This is a genomic window from Kocuria arenosa (genome assembly GCF_042879215.1).
Taxonomy (GTDB): domain Bacteria; phylum Actinomycetota; class Actinomycetes; order Actinomycetales; family Micrococcaceae; genus Kocuria; species Kocuria arenosa.
In genome coordinates, this window is the sequence record NZ_JBHZTA010000019.1 from 13767 (window position 1) to 29064 (window position 15298).

The window sequence follows — 15298 nt, forward strand, 5'->3', positions numbered from 1 at the left end:
CTCCTTCCACGGCAGGGTGGCTGCGCCTCAGTGCACTGCTTCAGCTCGCCCCTGAGTTTGTGTTGCCGATCACACTAGTACGTACTAGTGTTTCTGCCAAGGGTTTGTCAGGACATGTTGAGGACATCGTTCCCGGGCAACCCCGTCCGCGCTCCAACCCTGATGTGAAGGAGAATCCCGTGTCCGAGCCCCGCACCTTGAACATCGGTCTGATCGGCGCCGGCCGGATCGGTTCCAGCCACGCCGAACTGATCACGCGCACCGTGCCCAACGCCCGACTGCTCGCGATCGCCGATCCGGTCGAGGGCGCCGCGGCGCGCCTGGCCACCGCGCTGCACGTGCCTGCCGCCTACACCGACCCGGCCCAGCTGCTGGCCGACCCGGAGATCGACGCGGTGGTGATCACCGCCCCGGCCCGCTTCCACACGGCCCTGGTGGAACAGGTCGCCGCGGCGGGCAAGGCAATTTTCTGCGAGAAGCCGGCCGGAATGACCCTGGAGGAGATCGACCGGGTCCACCAGGCCGTCGAGACCCATGGCGTGCTGTTCCGAATCGGGTTCAACCGCCGCTTCGCCGACGGCTTCCCGCAGGCGAGGGCCATGATCGGGGCCGGGCGGATCGGCACCCCGCAGCTGCTGCGCTCGATCACCCGGGACCCGGGATTGGCGAACCCGGCGGCCGTCGCCCCGTGGACGATCTTCCTGGAGACGCTGATCCACGACTTCGACACCTTGAACTTCCTCAACCCCGCCGCGCGAGCGGTGCGGGTGTATGCGGTGGCCGATGCCCTGGTGGCCCCGGACTACCGGGACGCCGGGCTGCTGGACACCGCGGTGGTCACGATCCGCTACGACAACGGGGCGATCGCCACCGCCGAGGCCAACTTCGCCGCCGCCTACGGCTACGACACCCGGGCGGAGGCCTTCGGTTCCGCAGGCATGGTCACCGCAGGCGATCTGGCGGCCTCGAGCATGCGCTACTACGGGCCCGAGGGCCTCGCCGCCGACACGGTGCGCGCCGACACCCAGTCCATGCGCGGCGCCTACACCGCCGAGCTGCAGGCCTTCACCGACACCGCCCTCGGGCACCTCGCGCCGGGCCCGGGGGTGGAGGCCGCCCGCGATGCGCTGCGGATCGCGCTGGGCTGCATCGAGTCCTGCCGTACCGGCGCCCCGGTGGCTCTGGACCCGGTGGGGGCCACCCGGTGAGCCGCTTCACCCTGGCGGCCAACGCCGAGATGCTCTTCACCGACCTCCCCTTCGAGCAACGCGTGCGGCGGCTGCACGAAGCTGGCTTCGAGGTCGAGATCTGGGACTGGACCACCAAGGACCTGCCCGTCCTGGCCGCCACCGGGGCCCGGTTCGGCTCGATGACCGGCTACGTGCGCGGGGCCCTCGTGGACCCGGACGGGGCGGCCGAACTCCTGCGGACCGCCGAGGACTCCCTGCAGGCCGCCGAGGTGATCGACTGCCCCCGGCTCAACGTCCACGGCACCGGCCTCGACCCCCAGGGGCTCCCGGTGGTGCCGCACGAGGTCGTGACCGGGGCGGACTGGCTGGCCGCGGCCCGCACCCTGGAGCACCTCGCCGGGCTGGGAGAGCGCCACGGGCGGGTGTTCACCCTGGAGAACCTCAACACCGCCCTCGACCACCCCGGGGTGCCCTTCGGGGCCGCCGGGGACACCCTGGCCCTGGTCGCGGCGGTGGACAGCCCGCACCTGCGGCTGAACCTGGACCTCTACCACGCCCAGATCGGGGAGGGGAACCTGGTGGAACTGTGCGCCCGGGCTCTTCCGTATATTGGAGAGATCCAGGTCGCCGACGTGCCCGGCCGCTGCGAGCCCGGCACCGGGGAGATCCACTACCCGAAGGTGGCCGCCGCCCTGGCCGAGACCGGATACGAAGGAGTGATCGCGATGGAGGCCTTCGCCGCCACCGACCCCGAGGTGGCGCTGGAACGTTTCCGGGACGCCTTCACCGTGCCCTGCCCGTGACCACTGACGCTGCGGGCCGCGACACCCCCGGCCGCCCCTCCGGGCGTCGCGTGACCATGCGCGACGTGGCGCGGGAGGCCGGGGTGTCCCAGCCGCTGGTCTCGATCGTCTTCCGGAATGTTCCCGGGGCCAGTGAGGAGACCCGCGCCCACGTGCTGGCCGTGGCCGAGCAGCTGGGCTACCGCCGCGACGAACGGGCCCGTCTGCTGCGCCAGGGACGCTCCCGGCTGCTGGGGGTGGCCTTCGAACCGGTGCAGCCCTTCCACGGGGAGATCCTCGACGGCCTCCACACCGCCGCCCAGGAGCGGGGCTACGACATGGTGCTCTCGGCCGTCACGCGCCACCGGGATGAGGGCGCCGCCCTCGAGGCGCTGCTGCGCGACCGGTGCGAGGCGCTGGTCCTGCTGGGCACCGCCCTGCCGCAGGACCGGCTGGAGCAGATCAGTGCGACCCTGCCGGTCGTCCCGGTCACCCGCGCCTTCGACGCGCAGGCCTTCGACAGCGTGGCCACCGACGACCACCGCGGCGCGGTCCTGGCCGTGGAGCACCTCCTCGGCCTGGGGCACCGGCGCATCGCCTACGTCGACGCCGACCGCGAGGCCGGCGGGGCCCGGCGCCGGGCCGGCTACCAGGACGCCATGACCACCGCGGGCTTGGGCGAGCAGCTGCTGATCGTGCCCGGGGCCGCCTCGGAGGCCGGCGGTGCCGCCGCGATCACCGGGCTCCTGGCCCGGGATCCCGCCCCGACCGCCGTCATCGCCTTCAACGACCGCTGCGCCGTCGGAGTGATCAGCCAGGCCCGCCTCCTGGGCCGGTGCGTGCCCGGGGATCTGTCGGTGGTCGGCTTCAACGACTCCGAGCAGGCCTCCCTGCCCTACCTCGACCTCACCACCCTCGCCCAGGACCCCCGCCTGCTCGCCCGCACCGCCGTGGACCTGGCGCTGCGCCGCCTCGACGCCACCGCGGAGGACACCGCCGTGACCGGCGAGCACGTCGTGCTCCCCGCCCAGCTCGTCACCCGCACCAGCACCGCACCCGCCGGCCGCTGAGAGGCCTGCTCACCATGCCGGCACCACATCTGGTGACGCACCTCAGGGCGCCTCGTCCGGGTGCAGGTAACGGTATCGACCCTGGAAATACACAAGAGGTTCGCGCACGGGCTGGGTGGCCGGGCTCATCTCGATGACCCTGCCCAGGACGATGAGGTGGTCACCGGCGTCGTGCTCGGCCCAGATCTCGCAGTCGAGCCACATCAGGGTGTCTTCCAGGACCGGGTTGCCCGCCCGGGTCGAACCCCATCGGATGCCCGCCCACTTGTCGGTACCCTGGCGGGCGAACTGGTTCGAGACCCCTTGCTGGAGATGCGAGAGGACATTCACCGCGAACCTCCCGGTCTGCCCGATCCGGGGGTAGGTGGTGGAGGTCTTCATGACACTGAAGGAGATCAGCGGCGGGTCGGTGGAGACGCTGTAGAAGGACTGACAGGTGAACCCCATCGGGCCGTGCTCATCACTGGCGGTGATGATCGTGATCCCGGAGGCATAGAGCCCGAGGGCGTCGCGAAAGGCCCGGGGATCGATGTCCTGCCGGTCGACTGCTGTGTGCATGGTCGGGGTCATCGGGCCGGGTCCGTGAGCCGGGGGTCCAGCCCGTACTGGGCGTGGGCACCGAGGTTCTCGCGCAGGGTGGGGCCTTCGTAGTCGTGGTGGTAGAGTCCGCGCTCCTGCAGGATGGGCACGACCTCGTCGACGAAGGTGTCGATCCCGTCTTCGTAGACGTCGATGGAGACCCAGAAGCCGTCGGCGGCCCCGGCCTCGAACCACTCCTGCAGGTGATCGGCCGTCGCGGAAGCAGGACCCACCGGTGTGGGGTGGTAGTCGATGACCCCGTGAGCGAGGACGTCGCGGATGGTCCACCCTTGCCGGGCGACCTGCAGGGCGCGCGAGGAGCGGGGATCGAAGGGGCTGGGTCGGGCGGCCGCCAGCTGGGCGGCGCTCAGCGCCCGGTCCAACTGACTGACCTCCAGATCCAGTCCCAGCATGGACCCCAGGTACGGGACACGGGCCGGGAACGTGTGCTCACCCAGGGCCACGCGGCGGTCCAGGGCGGCGCGCTTGGTGTGACCGATGGCCGGCATCACCCCGGCGAAGAACTTCACCTCATCAGGGTTCCGTCCGGCCCGGCGCGCCGCGTCACGGATCGCCTCACGCTGGGCCCGGGCGTCCTCGATGGTGAACACCGCCCCGATGACCGCACTGGCGTACCGGCCGGCTATCTCGAGTCCGTTCTCCCCGCCGCCGGCGGAGAAGATCACCGGCTGGCCCTGCTCCGAGGGCGGAATGGGCAACGGCCCCTGGGAGGCGACGTGCTCCCCGCCCAGGTTGATCGCCTGGATCTTGCCCGGGTCGGCGAAACGCCCGGTAGCGGGGTCCTTCAGCCAGGCGTCGCGCTGCCAGCTGCCCCACAGCGCCTGGGTGATCTGGATGGTCTCGTGGGCGCGCTGGTAGCGCTGCGGGCGAGCGGCGATCTGCCGGCCGAAGTTGGCCGCCGATGCAGAATCGCTGGTGGTCACCGCGTTCCAGCCGGCCCGGCCGTGGCTCATCACGTCCAGGGCCTTGAACTGCCGGGCCAGGTTGTAGGGCTCGTTGAAGGTCGTGGACCCGGTGGCCACCAGCCCGATGCGCTGGGTGCCCCGGGCGATCGCCGCCAGCGTCATCAGGGGTTCCAGGGTGAGCATGGGCGCCTCATGTTCCAGGTTGCCGCTCATGGCCAGGAAGTCGGGCAGGAACAGGAACGCGAACTTCCCGCGTTCGGCGGCCTGGGCGTAGCGCACCTGGGCATCGAAGTCGGTGTAGTTGGACGGGTCCACCCTGGGGGCCCGCCAAGCGGCGGGCTGGGAGCCGTAGCCGTTGCCGAGCTGCATGCCGAGGATCATCTGCGGGCTGGTCATCGAGAATTCTCCGGTGAGAGGGAACTTAAACGGAATGTTTCTCCGCTTGCTGTCCCAAAGATACGGAGACTGTCTCCACATTGTCAACGGGGCGGAACCCCCGGTCCGGAGAGGCAGATGAGCGTTGGGCCACCGCGGGGAGGGATGTCGCGGGCGAAGGAGTGGGCAACCGTGCCCACATCCGGGCGACGGCCCGGCGCCGCCCCCGCCCCCACAGGGCTGGCGCCTCGTTCCCGACGATTGCCAGGAGGACCGGTGTGCGGGGTGGCACGTTGTCGTGAGCACCGAGGCGACTCCACAACCACACCCCGCCCCCACCCCCGTGCCATGCCGGTGCCCCCGTCCTCAATCGGCGCGGTTCGGAGGAAAGACGCCGGGGCTGCGGATGAGGCCTCATTCACCACCCTGTGCATGATCGTCCGGGCTGGGCATCCCCGCGACGCACGCCCGACCCAAGGGTGGGCCGGGCGGTCATCACCGTCGTTACCGTCGTTACCGGCAGGCGGGTGCGCCACCGGGTCCGGGTCAGAAAGTGCGCTCGGCCACCCGCACCCGCGGCGCCCCCTCGAGCGCGAAGGCCAACCGGGCGGCGGTGACGGGGGAGGCAGGGGCCTCGAGCAGGCGCTCATCGGGGGTGGCGGGATCGGCGAGGTAGAGGCGGGTGTAGGCGGCGGCCTCGGGCTCGAACCGCCAGCTCTCGGTCAGGGCGCCGGCGTCGAGGGTGTCGAAGCCGAGCCGGTCGATCAGTGCCGTCACCTGGGCCTTCGCCGCGGCGTCGTTGCCCGCCATCGGCAGGGCGGTGCGGTCGGGGGATCCGGCGGGGCGAGCCAGGGCGGGGATGTGATGGGCGAGGATGTTGTTGAACGCCTTGACCAGCCGGGCTCCGGCGACGTGGCGCTGGACGAGCTCACTGGTGGTGACCTCCTCCGCGTCGAGGACGGGGATGCGCCCGTCGCGGAACGGGTAGTAGTTGCTGGTGTCGACCACCGTCTTACCTTCCAGCAGCTCCGCCGGGAGGGCGGTTGCCGCGGTCAGCGGCACGGACAGCACCACGAGCTCCCCGGCGTCGGCCGCCTGCTCGACGGCGCCGGCGGTGGCCAGCGGGCCCAGCTCGGCGACGAGTTCGGTGAGGGTTTCGGGGCCGCGGGAGTTGGCGATGACGACCGGGGTGCCGGCCGCCACTGCCAGGCGGGCGATGGCCGCGCCGATGTTTCCGCTGCCGATGATGCCAAGAGTGGGCATGACAAGTCCTCGTTCTGGGATAGGTGGGACGGAGTGAGGTTTGTGACGTCCGCTCGGGCGCACGTCCCGTCGTGGCGGTTCACGACGTGCCGGCGGGCCGATGCCTGAGCGCCATCACGGACTCCGCGGCTGTTGTCGCTTCGTCCTGAGGAGCATCGCGCTCAGCGCTGGGCTGCGCGGGCGCCCCTGTGGCTGCTGGTGCCGGTCAGGTCGCCGGGGTGTTGTCGGGGCGGGGTGTGGCCCAGCCGGAGCGGATCATCTCGCGCACGGCCTGGGTCGAGGCCTCGTCTGCCATGGCGGCTCCGCGCACCCAGGCCGTGGCCAGGGCGGCCAGGAACAGGTCCTGCCCACGCACCCACGACCGGGCGGTGCCCTCGCACTGGGCCGCATTGAGGAACTCCTCGGTGGTCGCGATGAAGCCCTGGCAGGTGATCGCCAGGGGGGAGGATTCCTGGGACAGTGCAGCCCGCAGAGGATCGGGCAGCCCGTCGAAGGCGGTCACCCACTCTCCCAGCGCGTCCAGCCAGTGCTCCAGAGCCACCGCCGAGTCGGTCTCCTGCCGGAGGGCCTCGCGCTGGGCCTCCAGCTCCTCGTTGCGGGCCTGCAGCAGGGCAGCCAGCAGGGCGTCGCGGTTGGGGAAGTGCCGGTAGAGGGTCCCGGCCCCGACACCGGCCCGCTTGGCCAGGGCGTCCAGGGACCCGGTGATGCCGGCCTCGGCAAAGAACTCCTCGGCGACTTCGAGGATGCGTGTGCGGTTGCGTCGGGCGTCGGTGCGCGGCCTGCGTGCGCCGGTCTCTGCCTCGGTCATGGTCCGGTTCCTCTCCTCGATTAAGTGGAGACTATCTCCGTATAGTCGCCGAAGGCAAGTGTGAACCCCACAGCCAGTACTCGAGGTGCTCCACTCGGCACGCCCCACACTCAACCTTCAGCCGAATCCCCCCCACCTCCGCACTGCACCACGCCCGAGGACTCGATCGAGAATCCGTAGCGCGCAGTCCGCAGGTGACCCACACCCTGACACCTACCGCTGCGCCGTCACCCCCATGCCCCAGTCGCCACCCCAGCCGTGGTGACAATGGCGGGCGCGATGGGGACGGCCACTTGCCAAAGGGAGACACTCTCCGGTTTACTGATGTGGAGGCGCCCTCCGTTTGAGGATACGCCCATCCCTCGCCGTCGACCACAGGACCCGGTCTGCCCGGAACCCTCCGGGAGGCTGAGCCCACCGCATCAGAAAAGAGCCCCCGATGACTACCCGCCAGGCGTCGATCGACCCACAGCCCGATACCGGCCCCCACGTCTTGGCCAATTCGCCGGGCGCCGGTGCGCCCGACAAGCTCGCCCCCGGTGATGGCCTCGTCCTGGGGCTGCTGATGGCCTCGACCTTCATCGTGCTGCTGAACGAGATGCTGCTGGGGGTTGCGCTGCCCACGCTCATCGAGGAGCTGGCGATCACGGCGTCGACCGGGCAGTGGCTGACCACCGGCTACCTGCTCACCCTGGCCGTCCTGATCCCTGCCACCGGCTTCGTGATGCGCAAATTCCCTCTGCGCACCATCTTCCTGACCGCGATGTCCTTGTTCGCTCTGGGAACGGTGCTTGCCGCCCTCGCCCCCGGCTTCGGGGTCCTGTTCACCGGCCGGATCATCCAGGCCGTGGGCACCGCCGTCTTCCTGCCGCTGCTGATGGCCACCACCATGCGACTGGTCCCGGCGGCCCGCCAGGGCCGGATCATGGCGCTGGTCGTGATCGTCTCCTCCGCCGCACCGGCCCTGGGCCCCGCAGTCTCCGGGCTGGTGCTGTCGCAGCTGAGCTGGCGGTGGTTGTTCATCCTCATGGTGCCGATCGCGCTGATCGGGCTGGTGCTGGGCGCGGTGAAGCTGCGCAACGTCACCACACCGGAACCGGTCACCCTCGACGTCCTCTCGCTGGTCCTCTCGGCGGTGGGGTTCGGTGCGCTGGTCTATGGGCTGGCCACCATCGGGGAATCTACCTCGGGCCACACCCCTGCCCCCCCTTACCTGCCGATCCTTGTGGGCGTCCTCGGCGTCGCAGCGTTCGTCCTGAGGCAGCGGGCGCTCCAGCGCACCGACGACGCGCTGCTGGACGTGCGGATCTTCGCCGTGAGGTCCTTCACCCTGCCGCTGCTGGTGATGCTTGCGCTGACCATGACCGCCTTCGGCACGGGAGTCGTCTTCCCGCTGCTGCTGAGCAGTGTCAGCGGCTTGGGCACCTTGCAGATCGGCCTCTTCCTCGTGCCCGGTGGCATCACGATCGCCGTCGTGTCGGCCATCGGCGGGCGGCTCTACGACCGTCTCGGCCCCCGACCCCTGGCGATCCCCGGAGCGCTCATCGTGGCCGCCTCCCTGTGGTTCCTCAGCCGCCTCGATTCCGGCACGGCCGTCTCCACTCTGCTCATCGCCTACATCACCATGATCATCGGCCAGGCCCTGATGTGGAGCCCGCTGACCACGGCCGCGCTGTCGGCGCTGCCCGCCCACCTCTACCCCCACGGCAGCGCAGCTTTCGGCACCATCCAGCAGCTCGGTGGCGCGGCAGGCACCGCGGTTCTCGTCTCCGCCTACACCCTCGGATCCAGCGCACACGGCACCGGGCCCCTGGGCCTGGCCCAGGCCGTCGCCGCCGCCCAGGCCGCCTTCACCGCCGCGGCCGTCATCGCCTCCGTCTCGGCTCTCGCCACCCTGTTCGTGCGCCGCCCCCGATCGGTCGACCCGCGCACTCCCTCAGAACCCACACCCGGCGACTCGGCGGCAACGGCCTGACCCACAGCCCCTCGCCCCCATCGGGGCATCCACCTGCAGCAAGGAGACAGACCATGAAGATCGGCGTCCTGGGCACCGGGCACATCGGCACCACCCTGACCCAACGGTTGAGCGCAGCCGGACACGACGTGAAGGTCGCCAACTCGCGCGGGCCCGAAACGATCGGGCCCGAGGCGTTGGCCTCAGGCGGACGCGCGGTCCTGGCGGCAGAAGCCGTGGTGGGCGTCGACGTCGTGATCCTCTCCGTTCCCCTGCACCGTCTTCCGCAGCTCACGCCGCTGCTCACCGGTGTGCCGACGGGCACCGTGGTCATCGACACCTCGAACTACTATCCGCAGCGCGACGGCAGGATCGAGGCCATCGAGGCCGGTCAGGTCGAGAGCCTGTGGGTGGTTGAACAGTTGGGACGACCGGTGGTCAAGGCGTGGAACGCCATCGGCTCCCATTCCTTCGCAGCCAAAGACAAGCCGGCGGGCGGCACGGACCGCATCGCCATCCCCGTGTCAGCCGATGACGACCACGACCGAGCCGTAGGCATGACCCTCGTCGAGGCCACCGGCTTCGACGCCTTCGACGCGGGCCCACTGGCGCAATCGTGGCGCCAGCAGCCGGGCACCCCGTGCTACTGCACCGACCTCACCCTCGAAGAGATGCCGGACAAGTGGTCTGCAGCGGACGCGAGGCGATCGCCGAAGCGACGCGACCTGGCCGTCGCAGCCATCCAGGAACGAGTCGGGGACGCCACCACCAACCCCGACGCCGCATACGGCGTGCGCCTCAACCGCGCCCTCTTCATCTGAACCCGCAAAACCTCTCGGCCCTCTCCCTGGCAAACACGATGAAAACCAACCCAAACTGCAACGTCACCCTCGTAGATCGCGACCGGTAGCCGGCCATATGTAAATTGTGTTGGTTTGGGGGTGGCTCCACCTGCTCATTGTCGGGGCGGTCTGCGTGGTGGCTGCCGTCTCCGACATGCTCGCGGGGCAGGTCATTGGCGATGCTGACGAGATCGTCCGCTCGGGCGGTGATGTTCACCAGCATGGTTACTGGCGCCGCCGTCACCCTGGGCGAGGGAGCACAGCGCACGCCCCGGGGGGATGAGAACAGGCATTGTCTGCGGTCCTTGCCGTCGGCCGACCAGGGGACGGCCCTTCCCCCGGGGATGATCGTGGTGCTGCCGCTCGATCAGAGGTCGGCCGCTTCAGCGATCCGGGCGACCAGCACGTCGGTCGTTCCGGTTGCGTCCACCACGCGCCAGCCCCTGGTGCGGGCGAGCTCCAGGTAGGCGGTGCGGGCGGTCCGCAGGTAGTCCAGCGACTCGTGATCCTCTCCGCGGCGCAGGATCCGTTGCTGGGCGGTCTGGGCTGGGATGTCGAGAACGACCACCGCGTACGGGCGGATCCACCGGGCCGCCAACCACGGCAGCACGCGCCCCGGGGGCAAGCCTCGGCCCTGGCGCAGCACCAGTTGGCACACCAGGTGACGGTCGATGACCACCAGACCCTCACGGTGGCCGGCCGGAACCTGGGACACCGCGACGTTGGCGATGCGCACCACGGTCTCGAACCGGTCCGCCCATCTCACAGGCAGCTCCAGCCCGCAGCGTGCCGAGACGCGGGCCAACCAGCGGCGACCGGAGCGGTTGCGCAGCACGATCGCCGGTCGTCCCGACTCCCGAGCAGCCGCCACCAGCGCTTCCGCCGTGGTCGTCTTGCCGGCCCCGTCGATGCCCAGGAGCACCACTGTTCTCCGACTCCGCCGAGCACGGGCACTGTCAGGCCGGGACCTCCGGCGTTCAGCTTGAGAACAACGCACCGGACCCCCCTTCCTCGACTGCTCCTGTCACTACTGAATGCAGGATCCCATGCTTCCCGCACCGCACCGCGTGTGGGTGGATACCGAGGAGTTCTCGCCCGGTCCGTCGGCAACGCCGGTGGCCGGGGTGCGGCCCGCAACGAAACCCCAACTGCAACAACTACGGCGCGATCGGGTGGCTGTCCGCTGCGCCGGAGGGAACGGTCCTGGAGCCAGAGGCGCACCTCGTAGATCGTTGAGGCGCTCAGGACTCCGATGAGGGCCAGCAACCATCCGAAGGCGAGCCAGCCGATCAACGGCGGGGCGTAGGGTTCGATGATGTCGCCCGGTGGCTCGATGACCCAGGGCCCGAAGTGGATGACGATCAGGAAGATCGCCCCGCCACCGGAGAGGAAGACCCAGGTCCCGGGACCAATGATTCCCGCGCGGGCGAGGACCAGTCCGGTCAGGATCAGCGGGTAGAAGATCAAGCTGACGGTGAAAGCGTTCACCTGTGCCGTAAGCGGCCAACCGACGTAATTGCCACGGATGATGTGGTCGAGGTGGTGGCCCACAGCGAGCACCAGGACGATGACCGGAACCAGCGGTGCGGCCCCCACAGCAGCTCCAGCAAACGGTGCTTGGACACCGGCACCCCCGGGGCCAGCAGCAGGATCTCCAGGACCTGACGCTGACGCGGCCCCCCAAGCTCCTTGGCCGTCAGCACGTGCTCCCCCCGGCGCACCTGCAACGACCCGAGCATCCGCACGGACCACCATGCCTGCCCACCGGCTGGCTCAGTCGAAACCCACCTGACGTCGTTCACCATCTGATCCCCCCAGATACATCAGATTTCCCATGGTGAACTGCGCTGAGCAGGCAATCCATCCGCACTTGTGGGGAATCCGTCTCCACAACAGCGGACACCACCGCCGTGCGGTGGCGTCGGGGACCGGATCTTCGCGCCTGGGTGCCTTCCCCGCCCCACCGCACGGTGGATCGGGGACTGCGCAAGTTACGCCGAGGTGAAGGTGACCTCGACGTCGTTGGGGTTGCGCAGCGCGAGGTAGACCGGGCAGCGGGCCAACCACGCCTGCTGCATCGCCTCCACCTGTTCGGCTGGGCTGGTCGATGACACGGTGATCTCGATGCGCAGCTGCTGCAGATCCGGGGTGGTGCCGTGGACGTCCAGCAGCCCGCCGAGGTTGGTGGTGCAACTGGCTGTGGCGCTGAGCTCGGTGATCTCGACCCCGAGCTGGGGGGCGAGGGTGTCGTGGATGAAGGCCACCGCGCACCCGGCCAGGGCACCGAGCAGATAGGCGGTGGGGCTCGGTGACTCATTGGAGCCGCCGACCGGTTGCGGCAGGTCGGTCTCCCAGCTGAACGGGCCGGCCCCCAGACGGGTGCGGCCCTGCGTCAGCGTTGCTGTCACCTTCGGGGAGATCTGCCCGGCGGCCGGGTCGGCGGTGAACCGCTCGATCGATTCACTCAGGGCGATGTTCATGGCTTCTCCTGATGATCAGGCCGCAACGTCCCACGCCGCGGCGCGAGGTCCTGCACCCACCATGCTAGGACGAGGCCAATACCGTCGAAAGAACGAATCATCCTGATCGGTGTTCTGACGTCACGTTTCGCTTCCTACGGTGATGCCCCCCAGGACCTGCTCCCGCTACGACGACGCACCCCAGGTGTCGTCCCGGCACAGCCTCGACTCACCGACCACCGGCACCGGGTCCGCCTGCCGGACCCACCCAGCCCTCATCCGCACCGGAAGTGCGCCCATATAGGTGGAGGAACCCTCACCGCGAACCAGCCCGCGTGAAACCCAGCCAAGCCTCATCCGACTAACCATGGTTGAGGATGACAGACGGGGCTTAAGACCCGACTCTGTTGTCGTGGGAAGCAGTTAGTGGGCGCGGCGATCCACCTCCGGGTCGTCGTCTTCCCAATCCCGGCACGGAGGGAAGCGAGCCATGTTCGATAATCACGTAAAGCGTCTTGCCTTCAAAGAGAGATTAAAAGGATATTTTCCTAGTGAGGACTTAACAGACTTTGATGAATTAGTTATCGTTTCGTACGCGGAAGGGTGTGATTCAAATGCCTCCACTCGGGAAACATGGCTCGTGGAGTGGTTGGCTGGTCCCGCTGGATGGGCATTCAAGCGCTTTGACTCCAATAATTTGCCGCCTGGAACACGGGCGGAACCCTGGGATCAAAAGCATCTGTTAGTGCACTTTTAAGTTCTACCACCTGGCGGCTCTCCCATAATGGGCCATATGTAAAGCTCGGGGCGCATGAGAGCGAGAAGCACAGTGGGAAGAAGGGGACGGTGAACAGCGTGGGGACGCTCAGATTCCTCAGTGTCTGCGGTGCATTACGTGAAGCACTGCACCGACGGAGCAGATCTCAGGGTCGGCCTCCGGGCTTACCCCAGGACATCGCACCAAACACCTCGTCGGAATGCTCCAGGAACTCCACATCCACCCGCGCCAGCAACGCGCCGGGGGCGTAGTCATCGGCCTCGCAGCGCACCGGCACGACCGCCTGATGCGGGGCGTACTCGTAGTCGATGCACAGCACAAGCTCCCCGGCGCGCAGCTTCAGGCCCGGCCGGTCCGCGAGCATCCGGTAACGGCGCAACCGGGCAGGGGGCTGCGCCGAACACGGTCCCGTCGCGGGGACGGGGTCGGTCTGGGTGAAAGTGCTCAAGACGCTCATGGGTGGTGACCTCCTGGAAAGCAGACTTCCCGGAAGGGACCTCCCGGGGCGTGACGCGCCCCATCGGTCGTCCAACGCCAACTGTAGAGAGGCGGTCCCTGGCCGGGAAGAGGTGCTCGGGTGAACAGCAGGGGTCGCCCGGTGCCGTGCACGGCGCGGTGAACCCCTACGGCGACGCTCGTGGGAAGGCTCAAGCGTCGGCGTGGAGAGCGTTCAGGTACGTCCAGTCAGCCCATAAGCGGAACCCCGCCTGCAACGCCGCTTCCAAAGAAAGGGGCCGGCGAGAGCGTCATGAGAGATACCACACGGGATAATGCCTCGAATAGCCATTCGAGTGTGATGTTGCTTACTATGTCTCCACCATTTGCGGAGCTGCTCGTGGGAGCACCTCCGGCTCCCTTGGGCGATCGTTGTTCTGAGGGAGTCTGATGTCTATCACCTTTGAGCCCGTGCCCCTGACAGAACGACGGCTTTTCGAGGCCCGGGTCAGTGAAGCCGCGGTCGCCCTGCACCACGAGGGCCACGATCCGGAGAGAATCTGCCAGGAAGCGACGCGGATCGGTCAGCGGTACCCCTGGGTGGACGCCCGCACAGTGGCCAACGCCCTGGTGGACGCCTTGGGCCCGGGCTGGGGCGCCATCTACCTGCATTGGCTGTGGAGCCAGGACGACGACTCCTGACCTATTGCTTTTCAGTGACAGCGTCCCTGCTGGGAGCGTGCAAGCACGGCCAGCACGCCCATGAGGACTAATCCTGCCCCCGCATGGCGCTACCTGATGAGGAAGGCCCCTGAGGGTTGCGATCACGCGACCGAGGGCGCTCGGGTGAGTGACCGCCACCGGGGCGCGCTGGATTCGGGCGAGGGATCGGGTGCGCACCATGCTTTGCGCAGAACCGGCCCCCGGTCAGGACCTGGTCGACAAAGACCGGGAAGTGGGTGGGGTTGATGACCGTCCCCGCACCTGCGGCGGCAGTCTGACCTCGTCTTTCACCTCTTGCCCACAGCCTTCTCGCCTGTTGGGCTCCGACACACGAACGGGTACCCCTCGTGGAGACTCACCCTCAGTGGATCACGCGCGCCGAAATACCGGCCGATATCCCGGCCATCCAAGGCCTCAACCGCGCCGCCTTCCCCGCCGGTGAGGAGGCCGAGCTCGTGGACGCGCTACGCCAGGACCCGGCCTGGATCGACGGGCTCTCCATGGTCACCACCACCGAGGACGGCACCGTGGTGGGACATGTCCTGCTGACCCGCTGCCACATCGACGTGGTCCCGGCGTTGTGCCTGGCACCGTGCGCGGTATTATCGGCCCCTCAGCGCACCGGGGCCGGCTCCGCGGCGATCCGTGCTGCCCAGCGGGCGGCACGGGAACGAGGTGAGGCCTTCGTCGTGGTCCTGGGCCACGAGCAGTACTACCAGCGCTTGGGTTACGAGCGGGCCTCGATTCACGGCGTCGGGCTGAGCATCGAGGTCCCGGACGAGGCCCTGATGGCGCTGTCGCTGGATCCGGACCGGGCCCTGCCAGCCGGCACCGTGCGCTACGCGGAGCCCTTCGGGATCTGAGTCCAGCGCGCGGAAGCCGTGGAGCATGCCTCCGCACCCAGGTTGACCGGCCGCGTGCCGCGCATCCTGATCGGGAAGCGCTGCACGGGACCGCCGAATACGGCAAGCCATACCGCAACGACCTCTGCCCGCGGCCGGCCATATGTAAAGCCGAAGGGTTCGGTTCGGTCTCCCCTCTGTTGCCCACGGTGGCTCCTTCGCTGGTCGGTCGTCTCCATGACTTAGGTGGCGCCCCGGCCGCAATGGGGGTG

General features: G+C 69.0%; 14 protein-coding genes. 7 read left to right on the forward strand and 7 right to left on the reverse strand.

The window, feature by feature from the left end; translation table 11 throughout:
- Positions 1-179: 179 nt before the first annotated feature.
- Genes ACFYE3_RS18220 through ACFYE3_RS18230 form a run of 3 tightly spaced genes read left to right on the forward strand, consistent with a single transcriptional unit; the run spans position 180 to position 3042 of the window.
- Positions 180-1208, forward strand: a complete 1029-nt coding sequence (locus ACFYE3_RS18220) for a Gfo/Idh/MocA family oxidoreductase (protein ID WP_387611631.1) — start codon at positions 180-182, stop codon at positions 1206-1208.
- A complete protein-coding gene (locus ACFYE3_RS18225; protein ID WP_387611634.1) occupies positions 1205-1993 on the forward strand; it encodes a TIM barrel protein in 789 nt (262 codons plus the stop codon). Before ACFYE3_RS18220 ends, ACFYE3_RS18225 begins: the two co-directional genes overlap by 4 nt.
- Positions 1990-3042, forward strand: a complete 1053-nt coding sequence (locus ACFYE3_RS18230; protein WP_387611636.1) for a LacI family DNA-binding transcriptional regulator — start codon at positions 1990-1992, stop codon at positions 3040-3042. Before ACFYE3_RS18225 ends, ACFYE3_RS18230 begins: the two co-directional genes overlap by 4 nt.
- 42 nt (positions 3043-3084) lie before the next feature.
- Here the strand turns inward: ACFYE3_RS18230 and ACFYE3_RS18235 are convergent, their stop codons facing one another.
- The 4 genes from ACFYE3_RS18235 to ACFYE3_RS18250 form a co-directional block, all read right to left on the reverse strand.
- Positions 3085-3612, reverse strand: coding sequence for a flavin reductase family protein (locus ACFYE3_RS18235; RefSeq protein WP_387611639.1), 528 nt, complete (start codon positions 3610-3612; stop codon positions 3085-3087).
- Positions 3609-4943 carry an NtaA/DmoA family FMN-dependent monooxygenase gene (locus ACFYE3_RS18240; RefSeq protein ID WP_387611641.1) on the reverse strand — a complete coding sequence of 445 codons (1335 nt, stop codon included), beginning with the start codon at positions 4941-4943 and terminating at the stop codon, positions 3609-3611. Before ACFYE3_RS18240 ends, ACFYE3_RS18235 begins: the two co-directional genes overlap by 4 nt.
- A 525-nt stretch (positions 4944-5468) precedes the next feature.
- Positions 5469-6185 carry an NADPH-dependent F420 reductase gene (locus ACFYE3_RS18245; protein ID WP_387611643.1) on the reverse strand — a complete coding sequence of 239 codons (717 nt, stop codon included), beginning with the start codon at positions 6183-6185 and terminating at the stop codon, positions 5469-5471.
- Positions 6186-6390: 205 nt separating this feature from the next.
- Positions 6391-6993: a TetR/AcrR family transcriptional regulator gene (locus ACFYE3_RS18250; protein ID WP_387611646.1), complete on the reverse strand. Its 603-nt coding sequence runs from the start codon at positions 6991-6993 to the stop codon at positions 6391-6393.
- A gap of 439 nt (positions 6994-7432) precedes the next feature.
- Between ACFYE3_RS18250 and ACFYE3_RS18255 the strand changes: the two genes are divergently transcribed.
- Positions 7433-8968 (forward strand): DHA2 family efflux MFS transporter permease subunit, encoded by a 1536-nt coding sequence (locus tag ACFYE3_RS18255; protein ID WP_387611649.1) that lies wholly within the window; start codon positions 7433-7435, stop codon positions 8966-8968.
- Between the two features lie 53 nt (positions 8969-9021).
- Entirely contained in the window at positions 9022-9768 is a 747-nt protein-coding gene (locus tag ACFYE3_RS18260) for an NADPH-dependent F420 reductase (RefSeq protein ID WP_387611651.1), read from the forward strand.
- Positions 9769-10156: 388 nt separating this feature from the next.
- Here ACFYE3_RS18260 and ACFYE3_RS18265 read toward each other — a convergent pair whose 3' ends face one another.
- The 3 genes from ACFYE3_RS18265 to ACFYE3_RS18275 all read right to left on the reverse strand — a co-directional run bounded on the left by ACFYE3_RS18265 (position 10157) and on the right by ACFYE3_RS18275 (position 13483).
- Positions 10157-10711 (reverse strand): dTMP kinase, encoded by a 555-nt coding sequence (locus ACFYE3_RS18265; RefSeq protein WP_387611654.1) that lies wholly within the window; start codon positions 10709-10711, stop codon positions 10157-10159.
- Positions 10712-11780: 1069 nt separating this feature from the next.
- Complete coding sequence (locus tag ACFYE3_RS18270) at positions 11781-12269, reverse strand: OsmC family protein (RefSeq protein WP_387611657.1); 489 nt, start codon at positions 12267-12269, stop codon at positions 11781-11783.
- A gap of 902 nt (positions 12270-13171) precedes the next feature.
- Positions 13172-13483 (reverse strand): hypothetical protein, encoded by a 312-nt coding sequence (locus ACFYE3_RS18275; RefSeq protein ID WP_387611660.1) that lies wholly within the window; start codon positions 13481-13483, stop codon positions 13172-13174.
- A gap of 428 nt (positions 13484-13911) precedes the next feature.
- Between ACFYE3_RS18275 and ACFYE3_RS18280 the strand changes: the two genes are divergently transcribed.
- A complete protein-coding gene (locus ACFYE3_RS18280; RefSeq protein WP_387611663.1) occupies positions 13912-14163 on the forward strand; it encodes a hypothetical protein in 252 nt (83 codons plus the stop codon).
- A 368-nt stretch (positions 14164-14531) separates the two neighbouring features.
- Complete coding sequence (locus ACFYE3_RS18285) at positions 14532-15047, forward strand: GNAT family N-acetyltransferase (RefSeq protein ID WP_387611665.1); 516 nt, start codon at positions 14532-14534, stop codon at positions 15045-15047.
- Positions 15048-15298: the final 251 nt, after the last annotated feature.

Coding starts and splice junctions, on each gene's coding strand:
- ACFYE3_RS18245 (WP_387611643.1), bottom strand. CDS start 6,185: ATGCCCACTCTTGGCATCATCGGCAGCGGAAACATCGGCGCGGCCATC.
- ACFYE3_RS18255 (WP_387611649.1), top strand. CDS start 7,433: ATGACTACCCGCCAGGCGTCGATCGACCCACAGCCCGATACCGGCCCC.
- ACFYE3_RS18250 (WP_387611646.1), bottom strand. CDS start 6,993: ATGACCGAGGCAGAGACCGGCGCACGCAGGCCGCGCACCGACGCCCGA.
- ACFYE3_RS18275 (WP_387611660.1), bottom strand. CDS start 13,483: ATGAGCGTCTTGAGCACTTTCACCCAGACCGACCCCGTCCCCGCGACG.
- ACFYE3_RS18260 (WP_387611651.1), top strand. CDS start 9,022: ATGAAGATCGGCGTCCTGGGCACCGGGCACATCGGCACCACCCTGACC.
- ACFYE3_RS18240 (WP_387611641.1), bottom strand. CDS start 4,943: ATGACCAGCCCGCAGATGATCCTCGGCATGCAGCTCGGCAACGGCTAC.
- ACFYE3_RS18280 (WP_387611663.1), top strand. CDS start 13,912: ATGTCTATCACCTTTGAGCCCGTGCCCCTGACAGAACGACGGCTTTTC.
- ACFYE3_RS18235 (WP_387611639.1), bottom strand. CDS start 3,612: ATGACCCCGACCATGCACACAGCAGTCGACCGGCAGGACATCGATCCC.
- ACFYE3_RS18270 (WP_387611657.1), bottom strand. CDS start 12,269: ATGAACATCGCCCTGAGTGAATCGATCGAGCGGTTCACCGCCGACCCG.